The organism is Metabacillus rhizolycopersici, assembly GCF_020075705.1.
In genome coordinates this window covers 1-22,715 of sequence record NZ_JAIQUM010000045.1, presented here as the reverse complement: position 1 = coordinate 22,715, position 22,715 = coordinate 1, and the positions used below count along the sequence as shown (strand labels likewise).

The window sequence follows — 22,715 nt, the reverse complement described above, 5'->3', positions numbered from 1 at the left end:
GCAAAAGAGAGGAATATAGTATTCGCTCTCTTTTTAACTATTTATCCATTTCCATTAATATTATAAACTTGTAAAACACTCTGTAACGCTCTTGTCTCTTCATCGTTCAAAGCCACCATCGGCAACCGAACACCGCCAACATTTATCCCGCTCATATTCAATGCCGCTTTTACAGGCGTAGGATTTGGTGCAGCAAACAATGCTTTCATAAGCGGAAGAAGGTTGCGATGTAACGTACTAGCTTTTACAATATCGCCATTTTTAAAGCTATTGATCATATCTTGCATTTCATTGCCAATGATGTGTGAAGCAACCGAAATAATTCCTGCTCCACCGATCGCTAATACGGGTACTGTTAAGCCGTCATCGCCGCTGTACAATGTAAAATCACTTGCTGTTTCACTAATAATTTGCGCCATTGCATCAAGGTCGCCGCTTGCTTCTTTTATGCAGACAATATTATCAATTTTTGCGAGGCGAACAATCGTCTCAACCGACATGTTGACAACACTTCTTCCTGGAATGTTGTAAAGCATGATTGGGAGGGATGTTGCTTCGGCAATTGCTTTAAAATGCTGGTACATGCCTTCTTGTGATGGCTTGTTATAGTATGGTGTGACAAGCATTATACCATCAACTCCTGCGTCCTCAGCAAGACGAGTTAAGCTGATCGAAGCTTTCGTATTATTAGATCCGGTCCCAGCGATTACTGGCACTCGTCCTTCTACAACATTTACGACAAATTCGAATAGTTCTACTTTTTCATCGGTTGTTAATGTCGGAGATTCTCCTGTTGTGCCTGCGATCACTAGACCGTCAGAACCGTTCTCAATAAGATGATTCACTAGCGTTTTCGTTGCTTCAAAATCGATTACCCCATTCTGATCAAATGGGGTAACCATTGCAGTTAATACTTGGCCAAAATTCATATCTACACACCCTTTAGGTTATTTTTTACAAGAGGCGGGGCAGGGCATATTATATAAAACGCAAAAAAGCAACAACGAGGGATTCGCTGTTGCTTAAGAAACAATAAGTATTAAAAATCGTTCCCGTGCGATAGCCCTCCATATAGTTACCTATATGACAGTTCTGTATTTATTCAATAGCAGAACCAGCTTCAAGAACATGAGATTCTTTCCGCTTCGGCAAATACCCCTTTCTACAATCTTCAAAGGATCTCATTCTCCTCGAATTGTATACTCTTGATCTTTGCACCTCTATCCTCACTTCAAAAGGTTTTGAAATAAGAAAATATGTAATTGAATGTACTATAACAGTAAAATGCTTTTTTTGCAAGGAACATTTACAGTATCAAACTAGAAAATAATTGAAATGTTTATTCAGTAGCTACTAATAGATAAATAGAAAAGATAGCATAATCAGGTGAATGAATAAGGAAACACAATGTGCTATTAATCTTTCACATACTAATACTAGGTACTGTTTTGATGTTTGTAGCAGTTGGAATTACTCTAACGGCAATGGTTGCTATGATCCTTTTTTATCATTACTATTATACTTGTATTTTAAATTAAGTAAAAGAGATTATTAGTTAAGAAGAAATATATGATAATTACCATTAGAGGGGGAGTAGGATCATGTTCCTAAAAAAATTAGCAAAAAACACATTATCACTGCAATTATACTTATAACATTTCTTTTCATTTATTTTTCCATAAGTAATCAGCAAGTGTATGGAAATGATCAAGCTTCTATAGAACAAGTCATTAAGTCGATAGAGAGTTATGAAAATGATTCAATTGAAATCTTAGAAATAAATGATATAAACGATGACCGAGTTGTTGGTTTTCTGTCTAATCATAATCCCGCTTATATTCAATTTACAAAAAATCATAATGGTGACTATCAATGGAATCATATTGAGAAAAGTTCAGGTCAATCATTTTCTGAGTTCTTAATTAATGTAATGAATGATCATTCTAATGAATTAAAAATGATGATTGTGACTACTCAAGAAAATGAAATTGCTAAAATGCAATTAAGTGTAAATAATCAAGTGAAAGAACAGGAATTTAGTGTGAATCAAAAAAGCGTTTATCTTTTCTAGCCAGAAGACCCCCATCTTCAAGACGAGATAGCGGATAAGTCGGGGATGAATGGCTCTTTTTTTTTGAAAATATTTTTGTTCAAATATGGAATCTCAATTTCACCACTCTAAACGGTGTGGCAGTTGAAATACCGAATCTTGTCTTTCCTTATGGGCAAGAAAACGTTGAAAAAGTTATTCAATCACAAGTAAATATGCCATCTAATTTGAAAAAGGAACACGGAAATGCAGTGGCTTGGTCTGTTGAGGATCACGGTGATTATTATATTTTTAAATGCATCTTGGATATTCCTGAAGAGGAAAACATAAACCACAGTAAATCTGATGGTGTAGTTGGTGTGGATTTGAATGTGAACCACATCGCATGGTCCAACATGAATGTGAAAGGTCAACTGATTAAATCGGGTGTATTTGAGTTTGATTTAGAGGGGAAATCATCGGGTCAAGCAACAAAAATGATTGAAGCAGAAGCGATACGATTAGTAGATTTAGCTGGTAAACTCAATAAACCGATCGTGATTGAAAACTTAAACACAACGAAATCAAAAGTATCAAATCCATATGGGAATAAAAAGGCGAATAAGAAAATGTCCATGTTTGCTTATCGTAAGCTTATTTCAGCCATAAAAAACCGTGCAAACAAAATGGGTGTGGCTGTATGTGAAGTAAATCCGGCCTATACAAGTCAAATCGGTAAAATCAAATACATGAAGCGACTTGGTATTAGTATTCACCAAGCAGCTTCTTATGTCATTGCTAGAAGAGCAATGAGATTTAAAGAAAAACTTCCACCAGTGTTGCATTCCCTACTACCGGAGAAGATAGTAGGTCTACATCATTGGGCGCAATGGAAGTGGGTTTCAAGATGCCTATCTGACATACATACCCATTGTTTGTATCAGATAGAACTTTCTATTCCTAGCAAGCATTACTCGATGAGTGATCTTTTTACTCCAGGGGCTCTTCCAGACTTGGTGGAAAAAGGTTTGTCTAAGAAAGAAAGTAGAAAACCCATTGCCTAGTTGAACGGGCAATGGTCTACTAAGTCACTTAGTATGTCCTTTTAGGAATCCCTTTCCTCAAAAATTAGGTAGAATTTTAGGTGGGGGTAGTTCAATCAGAAAAAATAGATCGGTATAAACGATTAATCGTTTCGATGTGTGATGCTTCATGGTAAAAGCTAAACAAAAATGCTTCACCAACAGTGTAAAACGTAATGCCTCTCCGGTTTGTAAATGGAGTTGGCAGCTTTTCATGCAAACGTCCATGAAGAAAATTTTTTATTCTTGTTTTTTGTTCCGTTAAGATATCAGCAATCTCTGAAAATGATGGAGGAATTTCTTCCCAGTCGACAGGTTTCGTTCCAGCACCAAAAAGTTGTTCGTAATCCTTCGGAATGTTCATCTCATTATCTAACAGTCCAAAGACGAGCTTTTCCTGAATAAATGTAATGTGCCCAAAGTTCCAACGAATATTGTTATTAAAACCATTTGGAATGGTATCTGAAATATCTTCTGGAATGTTCATCATCGTTTGCTCTGTTATTCTGCGTACTGTTTCCATATGGTGAAAAATTAATTGTTCCAAGTTAAAAACCTCCTCTTATGATCCTCTCTTTATAGTCAATTCGAGGTCATTACGTTCTTTTCCTACTTTCATGACTACTTTTCTATAACTTTTTAATCCAAATACTTGAGCCATTTCAAGAGAAAGTCCGTAATAACAAATTGTCATATTAATATACAATGATAAAATCCAAATAATGGCCACAATGACTTCAATTGATTCATATTGAGTTCAAAAGTTTTGTATGAATTGACATGATGATAAAATAAAGGTGTTAATCCCCTTAAATCTTCATCTTCTGGAGTCATTTTTTTCAACCGATATTGGTTGTTGTCATAAAGGGGTAACACTTCATCGATAACATAACCAGGATAGTTTCATAAGTTGCTTATGCAGAGGTATATAAAAAAGTTTAGTTTATGACGAGAACGGTGCTCTCTGTCCCTGCTTGTTCAATAAAAGGGCCAGATTGTAGAGCAACTCCTTTAAAATAAATTAGATTTCTATGTTAAATTTTAAAGGAGATTGTGAAATTATGTAATTAAAGTAACGATGCAGGATAGTTGAAGAAAATGGACTGTTTCGGTAGTCCTTTTTTCATTACCGTTGTAAGTTAAAGGTGAGTTTTGATGGGATTAAATTATTTTCCAATGGTAATCCTAAGCGAAAATGCGGGAAAAGGAGATTAGTTATGACCACGGATAAAGAATTAAATCCAATGAATGTGATGAAACCACTAAATTTAAATCCAAAAATATCAGATGAGACCCAACCTTTAACGACTTTTGAAATGGGGAAACTTTGGGCTACCTATATGGGAAACAGTATGTCAATTCAAATCTTAAGTTATTTTCTTCAACATTGTGATGATGAAGATATTAGGTTGCTATTGGAAAATGGTTTAGCCTTATCAAAGGATTTCATAAAGAGGATAGAAGGATTTTTTAAAAAAGAGAATTTCCCTATGCCTATGGGATTTACTAAAGATGATGTAAATCTTGGTGCTCCCCGTTTATACGCAGATGAATTTTATGTTCATTATTTAAAATATGCTGCTAAGGCAGGTATGAGCCTTTACGCAGTAGCAGTTCCATTGGTAATGAGGGAGGATATAAGGGAGTTTTTTATTTATTGTAATCAATGTGCTACCGTCCTTTTAGGGCAAATTAATAATGTTTTAATGGGAAAAAAATTCATTGCAACACCTCCTATCATTCCAATACCAGAAGGAATTGATAAAATTGATAAACAAAGTTACTTAAATGGATTTTTTGGAAATGTCCGACCATTACAGGCATTAGAAATCATTCATCTATATGATAACATTGAGAATAACACAACAAGTAAGGCATTATTATTGGGATTTTGTCAGATAGTTCAAGATGAAAAGATAAAGGTTTTGTTTAAAAGAGGTTTAGATATGACTGATAAATCTGTAAAGCAGTATAAGGAAAAAATGCACATTGAACACATTCAATCACCATCGTACCTAGACCATTTGGTTACAACATCTACATATCCTCCTTTTTCCGATAAAATAATGCTGTTTCATAAAGTGGACATGTTCGCAATGAAGGTAAGGTCATTCGGAAACTCACTGGCAGTAACTGCAAGAAGAGATATAGATATGTTGTATGTAAGAACTCTTATTAACATAGGCATATTTGTTGACGATGGTATGAATATCTTAATTAATAAAGGTTGGTTGGAATCACCTCCAAAAGCGTATGACAGAGTTTAAGTATACAATTGGAACAGCTTGAACAACTTCCAATTGAAAGCTGGTCGAAAAAGAATTTTGAAAAGGAATAGAATAATGTGGCGAACGGTAAAGAAGCGTTGTTATGGAGTATTGCACTCCCAGGATTCGGTCAATTTCTAAATGGTAAACCAATAAAAGGTATCGTGTTTGTGTTTTTAGAATTTCTAATTAATGTTCAAGGGAATTTTAACACAATCATTATTTCAAGTTTTCAGGGAGATATAACAAAAGCGATTGAACAAGCTGATTATCAATGGTTAATGCGTTACTTGAAAAAGCATTAAGTGTTTTTAGGACTAATGCTATATTTTAATTATTCAATTAAAGGGCGCTTTTCTTGAACAAGAAGTAAGAGGTTTATACATATTAGTCATGACTAATATGTATAAACCTCTATTTTTTATGACTTTTTACTATTTAGGTCTTGATAAAAAAATACTCTTCTTTCTTTTTTATTGTGTAAGAGTCGAATTGTAAGGGAATCGACCCCAACAATTCCAGCTGCATTCAATGCTTCACATTGATGCAGTATGAAAAATAATCAAATAAAAAGATATAGTTGTTGACTTGATCAACAATCTGTTTTATGTCTATGTTGATAAAGTCAACAGAAAGGAGATAGGATTTGAAAAACGTAACGAAACGAATCATTGAAAATTTCCCTAATCTGGAGAAAACAAAGGAAATAAATACAGTTGAAGCTACTTTTTTACATTTAGCTTGGTTTTTTGAAGAGCCTGAAAACCAAGGTTTTAACATTGGCTTGTTGTATAAACATTTAGACAATGATTGGTTGGAATTAGCATTAGAATTAATTGCTCAATTTTTTAGAGAAGAGACCTATTTTATTCAAGAGCCGGTACTTTCATTTATTCGAAAAGGTAGCAAGGCTACATCAAGAAGACAAAATAAATAAGTAGCCTAGAACATAGGTAAGCGTCAAATAGGCCCCAACTGTATTTTCAGAGGGCCTATTTGACGCTTACTTCTAATTAGAGTTGCAGAAGATAAATGTTTCCGACAACTTAAAAGTGAGGTGAACAACCATAACAGACTTTTTCTTGAGTGACTAAAAACCAGTGATTCACTTCTATTATAAAAAAATATAGCACAGACTTAGGTCTGGTGCTGTGCTAATAATTTTTATGACAATAAAAGTAACTCCTTACTATTGTTGAGGTGCGGAAGGAGTTGAAATACTTTGTAATGCCTGTTCTGCCTCGTTTGCATATTGATTTTGTACTGCTAGATCACCTAAAGCAACCATTCCTACTATTTGTCCATTTTCGATTACCGGTAATCGGCGAATTTGCTGCTGTGCCATCAAATTTGCTGCTTGATGAACATCCATATCAGGTGTACCTTGTACGATTTGCTGTGCAGTCATAACTTGAGATACTGGTGTTTGTGCATTTTCTCCTTGCGCTGTCGTACGAAGGGTAATATCACGATCCGTTACAATTCCAACTATTTGTCTGCTGTTATTTATTACTGGGATAGCTCCGATATTATATTTGCTCATTAACGCTGCAGCTTCCTGTACGGTCTGTGTTTCGTTAACTGTAAGAACATTTGCTGTCATGATATCTCTTAATTGTGTCATGAAATTACCTCCAAATATATTTTTCCTTTATAGGATGGAGAACATTGGCGATATTACTAATGGTAATTTTTCCTGAATATAAGCTGCATCGTTTTTATGAATTATAATCCTAGCTATTCAACTGGTTCTCAATTTCTTGTTGATGATTGTATGATTTCATAATTATAAAGACCCTAGTATGGTTATAAAATGGTCCTACATTTTTTTTCTCAAATTATAAGAGGAAATACCTTCAAAAACCAATTTCTTAGGTGTTTGACTTTATTAAAAAGGGAAAGGTATAGGGGGAGTATTTTCTTTAATGAATTTTTTATTATTGGAAGTTATACACTATGGAAAGACTATCTGGAAAAGTTGCAGTAATTACAGGTGGTATCGGTAAAGTAACAGCAAAAAGATTTCTAAAAGAAGGTGCTAAAGTTGTTTTAGTAGATTTGTTTGAAGAATCACTTCATAAAGCTAAAGAAGAACTAGACTCATTTGGTGAGGTACTCAGAGTTCAAGAGGACGTTTCAAAAGAATCCGATGTAGAAAGTTATTTATATATTAGGGAAGAAAATTATCATTGGAGGTTTTTTAGAACGAATTGAAGCCATTTTGGCAATCGTTTGGTTTTTTACAGCATATTTTAAGCTCACCATTTGTTATTATGGGCTCTCTTGGTTTAGCTCAAGTATTTGGATTGAAAAGTTATAAAATCTTGCTTTTCCCATTAGCACTTTTAATCATTACTTTTGCTATCTTTTCACGTCCAGATATTGTCCATTTTCATAACTTTCTTGAGAAAACGTGGACACCTTTATCCTTAACGATTTGTTTTTTTAGTCACTTTCATTACTATAATTTAGAAAAAAGAAAGAACGTTCTGCTACTAAAGCAACTAAACATTAACCTGTAAAGGGAGATTGTTACCTGTGATCCAAAACAAAATACAACCTATTCAATTTTTTGTCTTAATGGTTTTGTTTGAGGTAGGAAGTGCTGTGGTGGTTGGATTAGGTTTAGAAGCGAAACAGGATGCTTGGATAGCGATTTTATTAGGGATGATAGGAGGACTTGTATTATTTTCTCTATACGTTTATCTTTACTTACAATTTCCAACCTTATCTTTAACAAACTTTCTTGAAAAAATTGTGGGCAAGTTAATCGGAAGAACCCTTGCTATAGTATATATTTGCTTGTTCTTATACATCACAGCTAGACTTTTAAGAACCTTTAGTGATCTGTTGTTAACAACTGTATTATATGGAACACCAATAGTGGCAGTAGCTATTCTCATAATGCTTGTCGTCTCTTATAGCTGTTATTTAGGGTTTGAGGTGATTGCTAGAACGGCAGAAATATTCTTTCCTTGGGTCATGATTTTCAGTTTTCTATTTATCTTATTTGTTTTTATCAGCGGACTTCCTAAATTAGAAAACTTACAACCAGTCCTTGAAGCTGGGTGGAAACCTATATTTCAAACTGTCTACCCAACAATTCTTTCTTTTCCTTTTGGGGAAACACTTGTTTTTGCAATATTTTTTCCTTATTTAAATAAACAAAAGGAAGGGATTGTTGCTGGTTTTATAGCTATTATCATTAGTGGAGTGATTATCACAACTGCTACTACCATTATGATTAGTGTTCTTGGCCCTTTTAAAGCATTAATAACTCCATTTCCTTTATTAGAGACAATTGAAAAAATCAATGTTGGTGAAGTTTTTAATCGGCTCGATCCTATCGCCCTTATTTTATTAATTATTGGTGGATATTTTAAAATTACGATCTTTTTTTGTGGAGCTGTTGAAGGGTTTTCAAGTCTTATTAATAAGCCAAATCTGAAAAAGTTTACGATTCCGCTAATGGCTGCAGTTGTCATTACAATGTCCATTTTAATGGCCAGTAATTACGTAGAGCATAATAAGAACATTAAACCTATAGCCAATTTACTTCATGCACCATTATTTATAGCTATCCCTTTACTTTTGGTTGTTATTGTCATAATAAAAAAGAAAATCAAGCAGAAAAATAAAAAATAGCATTAATATCAAAAATCTAAGCTCTATAATGTGAGTGTTATTCGTCAAAAATTCAAAATAAAATAGGACATCCCAATCTATGCTGTTCCCAAAGTAAATGTAGGTTGATTTTCAATTTTTAATTCAACCTACATAATTTTGAAACGAAGGATTGCTACCATTTTCAATTAGGGAATAATGTTGGATTTTCTGGTTTATATCAATCACAAAGAGTACATAGGATCATGATGTTTAAATGTCGTAATGTATTGATTTTTTAATAGTTAGAGCATATTTCTGAAATTTGTGATTTGAGAAATGCAATCCAAATTGAAAAAGAGGAAGAAGAGATGAAAAAGCGTATTTTTAAATTAGTACCATTTTTATTTACAATCTTTACTTTATTCCAATCAATTTTGATAATGCCAACATTAAATGCTGATGCTGTTAATGCCAATGAGAGTAGTACTAAAGATGCATTGGTCAAAACAGGAAGAATTGTAGAAAATATTGATGATAATTGGTCTTTCCATAAGGGGGACCAAGGAACAAAAGAAAATTTTGGTGTAGTTAAATTCAATGACAATGGTTGGGATAAAGTAAGCCTTCCTCATACTTGGAATGCAGAAGATGGCGCAGACGGTGGAAATGACTATTACAAGGGTGATGGTTGGTACAGAAAAGTATTAAACGTTCCTGAAAGATACAAGGGCAAAGCATTATTCTTACAATTTGGAGCTGCGAATAAGGAGGCAGAAGTATTTATTAATGGTAAGTCTGTATACACACACATGGGCGGCTATACTGCATTTACAGTCGATATCACAGCCGATGTAAACTATGGAAAAAATAATATTGTAGCTGTAAGAGTAAACAATGAGGTAAATGATGCTATTCCACTTAGCGGAGACTTCACTTTTTATGGTGGTCTCTACAGAAGTGTAAATCTATTGGTTACTGATAAAACCCATATAGATGTACAAGATGATGGATCAAGCGGTGTATATGTTACCATTCCAAATGTTGAGTCCATCAAGAAAAAAGCAGAAGTTACAGTTAAGGTACCGGTTAAGTTAGATAAGGAAGATTACGGAAGTAAATCTAACTTAGTAACAGTAAAGGCAGTAATAAAGGATGCTGCGGGTAAAAAAATAGAATCAGTAGAACTAAAGTCCGATGGAAAGCAATTACAGTCTGCAGAAGTTTCAGAAGGTAGCACCGTATTTACAGGCACAATGAAAGTAAAAAAACCACACCTATGGAATGGCTTAAAGGATCCATATCTATATACTGTTGAAGTAACAGTAGCAAGAAAGGGCGAAGTAATTGACCAGGTAATGGAAAAAGCAGGTTTCCGTTATTACTCTGTTGACCCAGATAAAGGATTCTTCCTAAATGGTGAAAGTTATCCACTTCGCGGTGTCGACATCCACCAGGACAGAAAAGGTTACGGTAATGCAGTACCTGATGAAGTTAGAGAAGAAGATTTGAAACTAATTAAAGAAATTGGTGCAAACACAATGAGAGCAGCTCACTATCCACATTCACAGTTTGTATACGATAGGGCTGATGAAATGGGGTTAGTTGTTTGGGCTGAAATCCCATTTGTAAACCATATGACAACATCAATGGGATTTGTAGACAATGCTGAAAAGCAATTGACTGAAATGATTAAGCAGAATTACAATCATCCGTCTATTGTAACTTGGGGGCTTCAGAATGAGTTGGGTGGGTTTGGTGGATATATAAAAGATTCTGATTTATCACAAAAAAAGCAGTATGCAAAGGCAACTGAATTGATGAAACGTCTAGCAGCTAAGGCAAAGGAATTAGATCCTGAAAGATTGGTAACACAGGCGATTTTGGGAGTGCCAGCGATTCCGGAATTGCAAATTAATCAGAATGTGATGAATCAACAGCTGGATTGGGCTTCAAATAAGGTTGTAAAAGGTAGTGAAATAGATAAGTTTATCGACCTTTCTTCCGTGAACGTATACTATGGATGGTATACACCTAATGTCCATGATTTAGATGGTGCATTAACGGCGATTCATAAGAATTATCCATATGCAATATTAGGTATTTCTGAATATGGTGCAGGTGCAAATCCATCACAGCATCAGATTATTAGGGATGACTTTGAATGGGATGGCTATGAAGATTCAATCGATCAGTGGCATCCAGAAGAATATCAAAATTATATTCATGAGATTTCATATTTTATTATAAAAAAACATCCGGAACTTTGGGCAACTCATATCTGGAATATATTTGACTTCGGTTCTGATAGCAGAAATGAAGGGGGTAACCCTGGTATCAACGACAAGGGCCTTGTAACTTACGATAGGCAAACAAAAAAGGATGCATTCTATTTCTATAAAGCACAGTGGAATAAAGTAGATCCATTTGTTTATATCACAAGTAGAAGATATACTGAAAGAAGAGAAAGCATAACACCTATAAAGGTTTACTCCAACTTAAATGAAGTTACTTTAACTGTAAATGGCAAGGATTATGGTAAAGGCAGACTGCAACAAACAGGTGTATTTGTATGGGATAATGTAGAACTAAAAACAAGTGACAATGTGGTAGTTGCATCAGCTAAAAAAGCAGATGGAGCTAATATAACAGATAGTGTTACTAATTGGACGGTTACTACCCAACCTGTGTCAAATAACGAGGCTTCAGTTAAGTATCATATCCAATAAACGAGGGCTTTTTAGAGCATTAAGCTTGTTCCGTAATCGGGCTCGATTATTGAAAAAGAAGTAAGAGGTTGATACATATTAGTCATGACTAATATGTATCAACCTCTATTTTATATGACTTTTTACGAATTAGGTCTTGATAATAAAACAAAGTTAAACCGTTTTAAAATAATCAAGACCTAAATTGTATGGGGAGGAGACCGCTTCCTCGTACCGTATGTAAAAGAACACATTTTCAATAAACATCAAGATCAACAAGATACAGGACATGATGAACGTAAAAAAGTAGCTGTGTTATAAAAAGATATGAAGGAAAATAAGGTGTCAAATGAGAACTTAAATATTGGGATTATCTTAGGAAGTACTTGACAAGGACGGCTAAGTTCCCAAAGTTGTATTATGATCTTTCATTAATTGTACCTCGAAATCCCCCCTCTATGAGAGAGAGGGGGGATTTTTTAGCTTTCTTGCAAAGCTTATTAGATGAGTGACAAATGGCTCTCTATCATCCCAAATGATGAATTAATAGTAAAAAATTAATGTAATATTATATTACATGATGATTGTTAATAGCAGGTTAGTGTACTATCTTCATTACTGTAAAAGGAAAAATTTAGTTACTTCACAAGAATTCATTTTCTCTCATCTAATCTTATATAAGACGAAAGATTGCTCTATCGTTGCCGTTTGGTGATTTCGAAAAAAATAGTCGGTTAATGTTTTGAGAGGAGAAGGTTTCAACTTTAGTTGCGTATACAGTAAATAACTTTCTAAGAGGTGATATATGATTACTGTAAAAGAAATGATTCATTTATCAGAAATGCAAAGTGCAATCGTTCGCTCAGGAAAGCATGGCTTAGGAAGAACTATTCAATGGGTACATGTCATTGATCATGATGATGTGGGCTATTTTTTAGAAGGTGGAGAGCTTCTCCTTACATGTGGACAAATTTGGCCTAAGGATCAAGAAGCAGAAATGAAACTTCTTAAATTGTTCTTAAATCATCAAATTGCTGGGATTGTTTTTGCGGTAGGGCGTTATTTACAGGAATGTCCGAAAGCTGTATTGGCGTTTGGCGAAAAATATGCAATTCCCATTATTGAAGTTCCTTTCCAAGTGCAGTTTGTGAAATTAACAAGAACGGTTCACCAAGAAATAATGAAACGCCAATATAAGAAAGGAAAAATAGCTGCTAATCTATCAGGAAACATGACGAAAAAACTAGAAGAAGCAAAGGATTTCTCAGACGCTTCGGATCTTCTTTCTCAACATCTTAATTGTACGATCCTAATTTCAGACCACACGAACAAGATCGTTACTCGCTCAATTCCTACAGGAGAAACAATTAACATTTCTAAAATCATGATGGAACTCAATGAAGTACTAATGAGTTGTCCTCCCCCTTACGAACAATATATGACGAAACTGTTTGATGGTGATGTTCCATTTATCCGTATTCCATCGGACAATTACTCCACTATTGATGGTTTTCTTATCGGGAATAAGGATGAATATTATGGAGCAATCTGGGTCGTTAGTCGACAAAATCAGAATGATCAAAAACAAAAAAAAGTACTTGAACACGCTGTAACAATCGTAAAAGAACTCATTTTACGTAAAAAAGATCTGGAAGCAAAACGGCGACAGTTACAGGCTGAATTGTTAGAATTGCTGCTGGAAAAACCTAAAATTGCTTCAATTATAGTTGAAGAGAAAATGGATGTACTTAGTATGACATTAAGTGAGAATTGGTTGACGGGTATTGTAACACCAATTGAATGTGAGGGTAATACTCACAATGCCAAGCTGAGCGATGACCTATATACTTTTTGCACAAATTGGATTGCAGAAACGGAACAAGTGATTGGATTTTGTGAAAAATATGAAGATAGGTTAGTCCTCATTCTTTCTTTTGAATCAGAACAAGAGCTACTTGAAGGGCAGCTGAAAAAACTCCATCGCCTTATGTGCAAACAATTTTCTGCGGTTTTATTGGTAGGTAGAGTAAAATCACATTACTTTGAATTAAAAGAAAGTTACAAAGAGGCGATGTCTTTAATGACAGCGACTCGAAAGGGGAATCACGTAGATGAATTTTATTTTGCCGAACGATACCGCCGTGAAATTCTTCTTTATGGTTCGATGAGTTCTAGAGAAGCAAATGAGCTTGTAGATATCATTCTTCCAGATGAATTACGATTAGAGCGTGGAGAAGTATTTTACGAAACGTTAAAATGTCTGATGCTTAATAAATATAACCGTGAACAAACAGCGAAGGAATTACATATTCACCGGAATACATTACGCTATCGCATTGAAAAAATTGAACAAATATTAGGCGAAAGTTTGAATTCATATAAATGTCAATTTTGGATTCAAATTGCGTTTGATCTTGAACCAATTGCAGCCTACGAAAAGAGTGCCGTCAACGTATAGATTTTTTTATACACCAGAATTTATATGTTTTGTACTTAGTTTTTGTGTCTAGCGCAAGCGTCCTAGCCCCTCTTGGGTCTAAGCCACTCTTGAATTGAAGGTAAAAAACACCTTCTATTCAAGAGCGCCTTATGCTTGTCGGTGCTGAACAAGGCGCTTGCGCTTTTCTTGAGTGAACTTATGGCTCCATATTGTGCATGACGTACAATGGAGCTGTTTTGAAGAGGGATAAATTAAGCTTCATCTTCCAATTGTTTCAAATAATAGATGAATGTAAGATAAAAACAAGAAAAGTAAGTAATTGATAGATTGCAAGAGATTTTATCTATTTTCTAGGAGGGATTCAATTTGTTAAGTGGTGAAATTCGGGAAAAAGGTCAAGTAAACGATGAGATGAAAAAAATGGTCCATTCGTATGTTCAAGAAAATCGTGAACAATTAATCGAAGGGTTACGACAATTAATTAAAATTCCGAGTGAAACCGGATTTGAAGGTCCTGTCCAAGAACATATAAAAGGAATCATGCAAAAAGATCTTCAATTAGAGGTTGAGACGTTTACAGCTGATCCAGAAGTTGTTAAGCTTCATCCAGAATATACCGAGTCAGAGGTAGAACGGAGAATCGGCTTTAAAGATCGTCCAAATGTTGTCGGGAAGTGGAAAGGTGCAGGAAGCGGTCGTTCGCTTCTGATGTTTACCCATGTCGATACGGTTCCAGTTGGAAATCTAACACATTGGGAATACCCTCCCTTTGATGGGGTGATTGAAGATGGGTTGATGTATGGACGTGGAACTGCTGATAACAAAGGAGGATTTGGATCCATTCTTGCTTCTTTAGAAGTGATGAGGGGATTAGGTCTTCGTCCGAAAGGTGATATTACAGCGATATCGGTTGTAGATGAAGAAGTTGGTGGTGCTGGTGGAGCAGTTGCGATGACTCAACAAGGGTATAAAGCGGATGCTTGTATTTATCCACATCCATTAACTAGCGGATTAGGTGCACAAATTGCTTGTGCTGGTGGCTTGATTTTTAAAATCAAAGTAGTAGGTCAAGCTGCACATAACTTGAATGGACAAATTGGGGTAAACGCAATTGGTAAAGCAATGAAGATTTATCAAGCGTTAATTGATCTAGATACCAAGCGTGCAGAAGAAGTGAGATATGAGCCATTTGAACGTTATTTTGCTGCATCAGATATGCCTGTGCGTGCTAGTAATCTTACACCAGCAATGATCAATGGTGGTGAGTGGGCATATAAAGTACCAGCTGATTGTGAATTGACAGGAACAATCGGTTTCCCACCAACAGAAACACCTGAACGAGTCAAAGCACAGATTGAGGGTGTGGTGAAAGAGGTAGCTGAATCTGATCCTTGGTTGAAGGAGCATCCACCGGTGATTTCGTGGGAATGGCAAACAAACGCTTCAGAAATTAGTCCAGAACATCCATTTGTAAAAATGGTAAAAGGAAACATAGATGAAGTAATAGGTCAAACAACTGAAATCTTCGGAATGCCAACATTTAGTGATATCCGTTTTCCAATGCTTTATATGGATACACCTGCTTTAATTTATGGTCCAAAGGGCGGCCGTTTACATGGTGCGGATGAATGGTTAAATGTTGAAGATTGGTTAAAATGTGTTGAAATAAATGTACTGAATGTATTAGAATGGTGTGGTTTTGAAGAGGAAGCTTGAGTGTGATAATAGATAAAAGCACTGCTGTAAATTAAAAAAAGGGTAACTCGGGGGGCTCATACATCATAGCCGTTTCGAGTTGCCCTATTATTTTTCGTAAAAAGACTTTCATCTAAGAACGAATTTCATCAAGATAGTTATAGATTGTTTGTTTTGATACTTTTAATGTATCACTTATTCGATCGATCACTCCGTTAATCAAAAATACTCCCTTGTCGTCAAGTTGTTTGACAAAAGCAAGTTTATCTTCTCGTCTCATCTGATCAATCGGTGTACCAACCTCTTCAAGCGTATTTTCAATAATATGCTGAAAAATTTCTCCTATATCCTTCGCATACATTTCAGAAACAGGTTCCATTCTAAATATATCAGGGGTCATTGATAAATTATGGAGGATTTGGTTGGCTGATAGAAGTGCGGTACTTCTACCCCATCAAAAAACAACAATCATTTAGAAAACAGCCTTTTTTAAAAATAATAAGTCATGAAAAGATTCAGTGATTGTGCACTTAATACAGTAACTTTCTAGAAAATTGTTTGAAATTAGTAATGTAAGTACAATTGATAGGTTATTTATGTAAGGTTATGATACATGTAACGTAATGAATTAACTGAATTTTAGAAAAAAACAGAAAGGTTTGTGAGAAAATATAACAATTCACCAAGGGGGATTGGGAATACGAACATTATTTTGGAAAGGGTGATGATGGTTTGATTCTAAATTCTACCAAAGTAAGAAATAGTGATAAAAAGGGGATAGCGAATGCCGTTGAGTTACAAGGAGTTAAAAAACAATTCATTGATCAAGGGGATCATGTCATCGAAGTCATTAAAGATATTACTCTTGATATTAAAGACAAAGAGTTTATTAGTATAGTAGGACCAAGTGGCTGCGGGAAAAGTACGATGTTTAATATTATCGCTGGACTACTTGAGCCTTCAGAAGGTGTTGTAAAAGTTCATGGGAAAAATATTGCAAGGTCAACTGGTCATGTAGGTTACATGATGCAGAAAGATTTATTGTTTCCATGGCGAACGATTCTTGATAATGTCTGTCTTGGTCTTGAAGTTAATAGACTATCAAAAAAAGAGAGAGTAGAAATTGCACGTGATTATCTAGCGAAATATGGATTAATCGATTTTGCGAATGCCTATCCAGCTACACTATCTGGGGGGATGAGACAAAGGGTTGCCCTGATTCGGACGCTAGCCATTAATCCTGACATCATTTTATTGGATGAACCCTTTTCAGCCTTGGATTATCAAACAAGACTTGTACTTGAAGAAGAGATATTAACTATTTTAAGAGACTTTGGGAAAACCGCCGTCTTAATTACACATGATATCGGTGAAGCAATCGCGATGTCAGATCGGATAGCTGTTATGACTCAGCGTCCTACAAGCGTAAAAAAGGTATATGATGTTGGACTAGCGAAAGAGCTTGGATCAGGGATGAAAGCGAGATCTGACCATCGATATAATGAGTATTTTCAAAATATTTGGGGTGATTTAGATATTCAAATTGGGAGGGATTCATAATGGAAGTCGTAAATGAGAGTAAAAATATAACCCATCTTAAGGTTAAAAAGGCAAGGAAAAAGCATCAAACTTTATTTTTACACAATTTCGTTCGAATCGCCATTATCTTCTCGGTTTTGACTATCTGGCAGATTGGCGTGAATTTACAAGTAATTGATTCATTCCTGATGGGATCTCCTCTTGGTATCTGGGATGAAACCGTTCGTCTGGTTCAAAGCGGACAATTATTTACAGATATGTTCGCTACGCTGTATGGAACAATACTAGGATTTGTTATTGGGAGTTTAGTAGGATCTGCTGTTGGACTTCTCTTGTGGTATTCACAAACATTTGCGAAGATTATCGATCCATTTGTTGTTGCTTTAAATGGCCTTCCAAAAATTGCACTTGCCCCTATGATTATCATTTGGTTTGGCTCAGGCATGACGTCAAAAATCGCATTAGCCACACTTGCCACATTCATTGTTGCCTTACTTTCAGCCTATCAAGGAACACATCAAATCGATTCAAATTTAGTTAATTTAATGAAGTCATTAGGAGCTTCGAAAGGACAGATCTTTAAAAAGGTTGTTATTCCATCATCCTTGCCTTGGGTCATATCTGCTTTTCGTTTGAATATTGGCTTTGCTTTAATAGCGGTTATTGGAGGTGAGTTCATTTCATCGGATAAAGGGTTAGGAAAAATGATATTTGTAGCAGGTAATCTATTTAATTTAAATGTTGTATGGGTAGGGGTTTTAAGCTTAATGGTTGTGGCAATCATCCTTTATGTAGTGATTTCAAAAATGGAAAAACAATTATTACCTTGGGAAACAGGAAACAAGCAAAATTAGTAGATACTAAGGAGGCTTATCAATGAAGAAATATTCTTTCATAACAATCTTCTCACTCGTATTTTTACTATTATCAGCATGTTCAAGTGGAAAAACAGGCGCTTCATCATCGTCCGATCAAGACGAAGCGAGTAACGGAGAAGTAGAAAAAATTCTTGTAACAGAAGCTTTTCACAGTCTCCTCTATTTACCTCTATATGTTGGCAACCAAGTAGGTATTTTCGAGGGAAATGGTTTGGAAATTTCGAGTATCCGCGCAGCTGGGACAGGACCGACAGCCTTAACCTCTGTTCTTTCTGGTGAGTCTCAATTTTCAGTTCATGGACCTGAGCATGTAGGATTTGCAAAAGAAAAAGGTGGTCATGCAAAAATTATTAGTGCAGTTGCCAATAGTGCTCCTGTTTGGGTTCTTGCAAAAGAGGATGTTACGGTTAATTCTCCAGCAGATTTAAAAGGAAAACGTATTGTTGTTGGTTTAGCCCCAGGGACTTCTCATACTTTACTAACGAGATTATTGCAAGATAATGGTCTTGATCCTAAAAAGGATGTCACGATTACAGAAGTTCAGCTTGGTTCTGAATTAGGACCGGTACTAGCAGGTGAAGCGGATATCGCTGTAGCCTATCAGCCTCAAGCAGACCAAGGGATAGCGCAGGGATTAAAGATTGTTCATGATTTTACAAAGGATTATCCAGACTATGCCTTTTCTACTTTTAACACGTCTCAAAAATTAATTGAAGAAAATCCTGAAATGGTAGGGAAATTTGTTAAGTCTATGGATCAATCACTTGCTTTCATACATGAAAATCCAGAGAAAGCAAAAGAAATTGCGCAAAAGGAATTTCCTGAATTAGATGCAGATGTAGTTGGAAAAGCGGTAGAACGAATGATCGGAAGCAATGTTTATCCGGAAAGTGCAAAGGTTTCTGAAGAAGCATTTCATGCTGCGTTTGACATGCAGAAATTTGTTGGAAATTTAAAAAATGATATTAAATATGATGACATTGTGAGTTCGGAATTTGCTAATTAAAGCGAGATTTATCAGATAATTACCAGTAGTAATCCCCGATCAATGTACATGAATATACACTTGAAACTTGAGTTAGAGGATATACTGCCCGTTAAGAATGGGATAAACCTAGGAGGTTTTTGATGATATGAAATTAAATGTAGTTGGTTTGCAAAGTGGTCCAAATGGGAGAAACGAAAGTTATCATAATCGAATTGAGCAGTTATCTGCTCAATTCGATAAAGTAATAACGAGCAATCCTCATATAGATCTTATCGTTTTCCCTGAATTAATGACAGTTCCATATTTTTGTAAGTTTAATGACAACCGTTTTTTTGAACTAGCTGAACCTCTAGATGGTCCAACATTCACCTACTTTGCTAAGAAAGCGAGGGAAGCTAATGTCAATATCATCATAACCATTTTTGAGAAAAGTTTCAGTAATGAAGCGAGTATATACTATAATACGGCGATTGTTATATCAAATGATGGTGAAATGATTGGGAAATACCGTAAAACACATATTCCGAAACTATCTCTTTCGACATTAAAAACAGATGAAACAATCTATTTTAGTAGAGGAACGGATTATCCAGTATTTGATATAAAGGGGTTTAAAATTGGCATTTTAATCTGTTTTGATCGTTCGTTCCCAGAAGCTTCAAGATCTCTTGCATTACAGGGAGCAGATGTCATCATTATCCCAACGGCTGCTGCTGGGGAAGAAAGGAAAAATGTATGGCTTTCCGAATGTCAAGCTAGGGCAAGGGAAAATGGCTTATATGTAATCGGGGTAAATAAGGCAGGGGTCGAAACGTTAGTTAATCAAGAAGTGATGAATAGCTCAACATTCTTTGGGTTAAGTTGTGCCTTTGATCCAAGTGGTACAGAAATTGGAGGTCACCTAGGGTCTGAATCGTGGAAGTCTATTTCGGTTGAGGTTGACAAAAGTAAGATTAATAAATGTAGAGAACGATTAAACTTTCTAGATTTTTTACAAGGTGATTTATATTTTGTAAATTCTGAGGAAATACAGCAAATTGGCAATTTTAAAATGAAACAAGAGACAGTACCATTATTCGGGCCGAAAGGAGCTGTTTTCATTGATTAATACTTCAACGACTTCTTTAACAATTGCTGAAGCGCGCCAACTACTACGTCAAAAATCGATTTCTCCGACTGAATTAGTTTCATTTTATCTAGATCATATTGAAAAAGTCGAACCAAAAGTGAAAGCATGGGTGACGATTTTAAAGGAGCGAGCTCTTGAAAAAGCAAAGGTATTAGAAAACCGAATGAAGGATGCAACAGAATTGCCGTCTTTATTTGCCATACCATTTGGGGCCAAAGATATTATTTATACGAAAGGGATCCCGACTGAAGGAGGCTCTCAAGTATTAAAGGGCTTTATACCTGAATACGATGCAACTGTGATAAAAATGTTAAATCGATCCGGAGCAATTCTACTTGGTAAAACAACGACGACTGAATTTGCTAACTGGGGAAGTCCCCCTGAAACCCGTAATCCATGGAATCTATCGCATACACCTGGAGGGTCAAGTTCTGGCTCCGCAGCAGCATTAGCATCAGGAATGGTTTTAATGACATTAGGAACGCAAACGGCTGGTTCATTGTCTCGACCTGCAGCTTATAATGGATTGACCATTTTAAAAGCAACGTATGGAAGAATAAGTAAACATGGCATCATACCAGCTAGTTGGAGTTTGGATCATGTTGGTGCTTTTACGAAAACGGTTGAGGACACAGTTATTGTTTACAATGAACTATCAGGTCCAGATGAAGCTGATTCATCTACATGGACGTTACCGAAACAGAAGTTAAGATTGCAAGTGGAGAAAGAATATAAAATTGGAATTGTAGTAGATGGCTATTTTGAAAATACTTCTACTGAAATCTCAATGGCGTGTGAAGAAGCAGTAAAACAACTGAAAAAAATTGGCTATAGCATTACATATGTACAATTACCGTATAGTCTTAAAGCGGCAAATGCGGCACAACATATGGTCATGAAAGCAGAAACAGCCAATTATCATGCAGATCAATACACTGTTGACTCCTCGCGCTATGGCGGATATTTGCAGCAATTTATTCGGGAAGGATTAGATATAAAGGCGAATGATTACTTAAAGGCACAAAAAATTCGAAGTGTATTTCGAGATGAATTAAGTGATGTATTTAAACATGTTGATCTATTGCTTACTCCAGCAACGCCAACAGTAGCGCCAGAAGGTATCTTAGCGACAGGCTCACCGGCATATAACCTACCGTTTACAAACGCAGGGGTTCCAACATTAACTCTGCCTATTGGAATGTCAGGTGAACTTCCAATAGGAATGCAACTTATCGCAGCGCCATTGCAAGAGCAAAAGCTTGTCGATGTTGGCTATTTATTACAACAGCAAACCGATTGGCACTTAAAAACACCTAGTATGAATAGGTAAAGAAGTTGACAATAGTCATAACCATGTTGTTTTTAGGATTAGTGTTGGGATTTGTAGGGGCTGGTGGTTCAGGTTTTATCATAGCCGTTTTAGTGACAATTTTTAATGTTCCAATCCACGCTGCTTTAGGAACGGCGGTTACTGTCATGTTTTTCAGTGTCTTAGTTGGAAGTTTAACACATCTTCGGGAAGGAAGCGTCAACCTAAGGTTAGGAATTTTGATTGGAATTATTGGAGGAGGAGGTTCTTATTTAGGGTCACAAATAGCTATATTTATACATCCTAATGTCCTTCTTGTATCTACTGTAACAATTTTAATAATTTCAGGTGTGCTTCTTTGGGTGCAAACGAGATTTATGTATAAAACGGAAGAAATAGTGGTAAAATCATTCTCTATTCATTGTGTTGCAATTGGTTTAGGTAATGGGGTTATCGCTGGAACATTTGGAATTGGAGCTGCACCATTTATTCAATTATCACTTATGAGATGGCTTGATTTCCCGATGAGAATAGCTGCAGGTACAACGATGCTTGTGATTCTGCCGATTTCGATGTTTGCCTCAGTCGGTTATATCCAAAATGGCAATCTTGATTTTCTATTATTCTTAAAAGTTGTTTCTGGCATTATGGTTGGAACTTATATTGGTGCAAAGCTTACAAAAAGGCTGCCGAGCATATTTCTGCGTTATGCCATGGTCATTACACCAGTAGCAAGTGCGATCTTATTGGTTATAAATTTTCTATGAAAAATCAACGAGGAGTTAGATCCGAAAAAGGATTTAGCTTCTCGTTTTTTGTTTTTGGAAGGCTCTTTTCTAAAAGATTGTTGTTTTTAAACATAAAAAGATTAACAGCAGTTACAGAGCGGGACGAAAAATATATCGAAAATTGAAGGTTGGGCGATACCTTGGTGATTTCGGACAATAAAATTCAAAACCAGACAATAAAACCTTGAGCTTGGACAAAAAATCTCAAGTTCTGACAATAAATCATGATTATGGACGATACATCATTTCGAAAAGTTGAA

The 22,715-nt window shown here is 35.6% G+C and carries 20 protein-coding genes, 1 pseudogene and 1 riboswitch; of the genes and pseudogenes, 17 read left to right on the top strand and 4 right to left on the bottom strand.

Going from position 1 to position 22,715, the window contains the following annotated elements:
* Positions 1 to 41 precede the first annotated feature (41 nt).
* Positions 42 to 929: a 4-hydroxy-tetrahydrodipicolinate synthase gene (gene dapA / locus K9V48_RS17815; RefSeq protein WP_224140475.1), complete on the bottom strand. Its 888-nt coding sequence runs from the start codon at positions 927 to 929 to the stop codon at positions 42 to 44.
* A 123-nt stretch (positions 930 to 1,052) separates the two neighbouring features.
* A riboswitch (Lysine riboswitch) is annotated at positions 1,053 to 1,231 on the bottom strand.
* A 462-nt stretch (positions 1,232 to 1,693) separates the two neighbouring features.
* Here dapA and K9V48_RS17810 point away from each other — a divergent pair.
* Together K9V48_RS17810 and K9V48_RS29445 are read left to right on the top strand one after the other, a co-directional pair.
* A complete protein-coding gene (locus K9V48_RS17810; RefSeq protein WP_224140474.1) occupies positions 1,694 to 2,071 on the top strand; it encodes a hypothetical protein in 378 nt (125 codons plus the stop codon).
* A gap of 116 nt (positions 2,072 to 2,187) precedes the next feature.
* Positions 2,188 to 3,093: an IS200/IS605 family accessory protein TnpB-related protein gene (locus tag K9V48_RS29445; RefSeq protein ID WP_224140472.1), complete on the top strand. Its 906-nt coding sequence runs from the start codon at positions 2,188 to 2,190 to the stop codon at positions 3,091 to 3,093.
* 91 nt (positions 3,094 to 3,184) lie between these two features.
* Here K9V48_RS29445 and K9V48_RS17800 read toward each other — a convergent pair whose 3' ends face one another.
* The gene (locus tag K9V48_RS17800) at positions 3,185 to 3,658 is read right to left on the bottom strand and encodes a DinB family protein (protein WP_224140470.1); all 474 of its coding nucleotides are present in this window, start codon (positions 3,656 to 3,658) and stop codon (positions 3,185 to 3,187) included.
* Positions 3,659 to 4,328: 670 nt separating this feature from the next.
* On the opposite strand from K9V48_RS17800, the gene K9V48_RS17795 reads away from it, so the two are divergent.
* The 3 genes and pseudogenes from K9V48_RS17795 (at position 4,329) to K9V48_RS17785 (ending at position 6,315) form a co-directional block, all read left to right on the top strand.
* Positions 4,329 to 5,378: a DUF3231 family protein gene (locus tag K9V48_RS17795; RefSeq protein ID WP_224140468.1), complete on the top strand. Its 1,050-nt coding sequence runs from the start codon at positions 4,329 to 4,331 to the stop codon at positions 5,376 to 5,378.
* Between the two features lie 77 nt (positions 5,379 to 5,455).
* Positions 5,456 to 5,668 (top strand): annotated as a pseudogene (locus K9V48_RS17790) (hypothetical protein); the annotation flags it as partial.
* A gap of 356 nt (positions 5,669 to 6,024) precedes the next feature.
* Positions 6,025 to 6,315 carry a hypothetical protein gene (locus tag K9V48_RS17785; RefSeq protein ID WP_224140466.1) on the top strand — a complete coding sequence of 97 codons (291 nt, stop codon included), beginning with the start codon at positions 6,025 to 6,027 and terminating at the stop codon, positions 6,313 to 6,315.
* Positions 6,316 to 6,567: 252 nt separating this feature from the next.
* Here the strand turns inward: K9V48_RS17785 and K9V48_RS17780 are convergent, their stop codons facing one another.
* A complete protein-coding gene (locus K9V48_RS17780) occupies positions 6,568 to 7,002 on the bottom strand; it encodes a CBS domain-containing protein (protein ID WP_224140464.1) in 435 nt (144 codons plus the stop codon).
* Positions 7,003 to 7,334: 332 nt separating this feature from the next.
* Between K9V48_RS17780 and K9V48_RS17775 the strand changes: the two genes are divergently transcribed.
* The 6 genes from K9V48_RS17775 (at position 7,335) to K9V48_RS17750 (ending at position 15,845) form a co-directional block, all read left to right on the top strand.
* Positions 7,335 to 7,592 carry an SDR family NAD(P)-dependent oxidoreductase gene (locus tag K9V48_RS17775; protein ID WP_224140461.1) on the top strand — a complete coding sequence of 86 codons (258 nt, stop codon included), beginning with the start codon at positions 7,335 to 7,337 and terminating at the stop codon, positions 7,590 to 7,592.
* Positions 7,589 to 7,900 (top strand): hypothetical protein, encoded by a 312-nt coding sequence (locus K9V48_RS17770; protein WP_224140459.1) that lies wholly within the window; start codon positions 7,589 to 7,591, stop codon positions 7,898 to 7,900. Before K9V48_RS17775 ends, K9V48_RS17770 begins: the two co-directional genes overlap by 4 nt.
* Before the next feature lie 16 nt (positions 7,901 to 7,916).
* Positions 7,917 to 9,023 (top strand): GerAB/ArcD/ProY family transporter, encoded by a 1,107-nt coding sequence (locus tag K9V48_RS17765; protein WP_224140457.1) that lies wholly within the window; start codon positions 7,917 to 7,919, stop codon positions 9,021 to 9,023.
* Positions 9,024 to 9,352: 329 nt separating this feature from the next.
* Entirely contained in the window at positions 9,353 to 11,710 is a 2,358-nt protein-coding gene (locus K9V48_RS17760; RefSeq protein ID WP_224140454.1) for a glycoside hydrolase family 2 protein, read from the top strand.
* A 784-nt stretch (positions 11,711 to 12,494) separates the two neighbouring features.
* Positions 12,495 to 14,147 (top strand): PucR family transcriptional regulator, encoded by a 1,653-nt coding sequence (locus K9V48_RS17755; protein ID WP_224140451.1) that lies wholly within the window; start codon positions 12,495 to 12,497, stop codon positions 14,145 to 14,147.
* A 348-nt stretch (positions 14,148 to 14,495) separates the two neighbouring features.
* Positions 14,496 to 15,845, top strand: a complete 1,350-nt coding sequence (locus tag K9V48_RS17750; protein WP_224140448.1) for an ArgE/DapE family deacylase — start codon at positions 14,496 to 14,498, stop codon at positions 15,843 to 15,845.
* Between the two features lie 112 nt (positions 15,846 to 15,957).
* Here K9V48_RS17750 and K9V48_RS17745 read toward each other — a convergent pair whose 3' ends face one another.
* Positions 15,958 to 16,203, bottom strand: a complete 246-nt coding sequence (locus tag K9V48_RS17745; protein ID WP_224140446.1) for a helix-turn-helix domain-containing protein — start codon at positions 16,201 to 16,203, stop codon at positions 15,958 to 15,960.
* Between the two features lie 353 nt (positions 16,204 to 16,556).
* Here K9V48_RS17745 and K9V48_RS17740 point away from each other — a divergent pair, with 353 nt between their 5' ends.
* The 6 genes from K9V48_RS17740 (at position 16,557) to K9V48_RS17715 (ending at position 22,434) form a co-directional block, all read left to right on the top strand.
* Positions 16,557 to 17,384 carry an ABC transporter ATP-binding protein gene (locus K9V48_RS17740; RefSeq protein ID WP_224140443.1) on the top strand — a complete coding sequence of 276 codons (828 nt, stop codon included), beginning with the start codon at positions 16,557 to 16,559 and terminating at the stop codon, positions 17,382 to 17,384.
* Complete coding sequence (locus tag K9V48_RS17735) at positions 17,384 to 18,217, top strand: ABC transporter permease (protein WP_224140440.1); 834 nt, start codon at positions 17,384 to 17,386, stop codon at positions 18,215 to 18,217. Before K9V48_RS17740 ends, K9V48_RS17735 begins: the two co-directional genes overlap by 1 nt.
* 22 nt (positions 18,218 to 18,239) lie before the next feature.
* Positions 18,240 to 19,247: an ABC transporter substrate-binding protein gene (locus K9V48_RS17730; RefSeq protein ID WP_224140437.1), complete on the top strand. Its 1,008-nt coding sequence runs from the start codon at positions 18,240 to 18,242 to the stop codon at positions 19,245 to 19,247.
* 127 nt (positions 19,248 to 19,374) lie between these two features.
* Positions 19,375 to 20,337, top strand: coding sequence for a carbon-nitrogen hydrolase family protein (locus K9V48_RS17725; RefSeq protein WP_224140435.1), 963 nt, complete (start codon positions 19,375 to 19,377; stop codon positions 20,335 to 20,337).
* Positions 20,330 to 21,688, top strand: a complete 1,359-nt coding sequence (locus tag K9V48_RS17720) for an amidase (RefSeq protein WP_224140432.1) — start codon at positions 20,330 to 20,332, stop codon at positions 21,686 to 21,688. The genes K9V48_RS17725 and K9V48_RS17720 overlap by 8 nt, the downstream gene beginning before the upstream one ends.
* Positions 21,689 to 21,693: 5 nt before the next feature.
* On the top strand, positions 21,694 to 22,434 hold the full coding sequence (locus tag K9V48_RS17715) for a sulfite exporter TauE/SafE family protein (RefSeq protein ID WP_224140429.1): 741 nt from the start codon (positions 21,694 to 21,696) through the stop codon (positions 22,432 to 22,434).
* Positions 22,435 to 22,715 lie beyond the last annotated feature (281 nt).

Coding starts and splice junctions, on each gene's coding strand:
- dapA (WP_224140475.1), bottom strand. CDS start 929: ATGAATTTTGGCCAAGTATTAACTGCAATGGTTACCCCATTTGATCAG.
- K9V48_RS17795 (WP_224140468.1), top strand. CDS start 4,329: ATGACCACGGATAAAGAATTAAATCCAATGAATGTGATGAAACCACTA.
- K9V48_RS17780 (WP_224140464.1), bottom strand. CDS start 7,002: ATGACACAATTAAGAGATATCATGACAGCAAATGTTCTTACAGTTAAC.
- K9V48_RS17775 (WP_224140461.1), top strand. CDS start 7,335: ATGGAAAGACTATCTGGAAAAGTTGCAGTAATTACAGGTGGTATCGGT.
- K9V48_RS17760 (WP_224140454.1), top strand. CDS start 9,353: ATGAAAAAGCGTATTTTTAAATTAGTACCATTTTTATTTACAATCTTT.
- K9V48_RS17755 (WP_224140451.1), top strand. CDS start 12,495: ATGATTACTGTAAAAGAAATGATTCATTTATCAGAAATGCAAAGTGCA.
- K9V48_RS17745 (WP_224140446.1), bottom strand. CDS start 16,203: ATGGAACCTGTTTCTGAAATGTATGCGAAGGATATAGGAGAAATTTTT.
- K9V48_RS17735 (WP_224140440.1), top strand. CDS start 17,384: ATGGAAGTCGTAAATGAGAGTAAAAATATAACCCATCTTAAGGTTAAA.
- K9V48_RS17730 (WP_224140437.1), top strand. CDS start 18,240: ATGAAGAAATATTCTTTCATAACAATCTTCTCACTCGTATTTTTACTA.
- K9V48_RS17725 (WP_224140435.1), top strand. CDS start 19,375: ATGAAATTAAATGTAGTTGGTTTGCAAAGTGGTCCAAATGGGAGAAAC.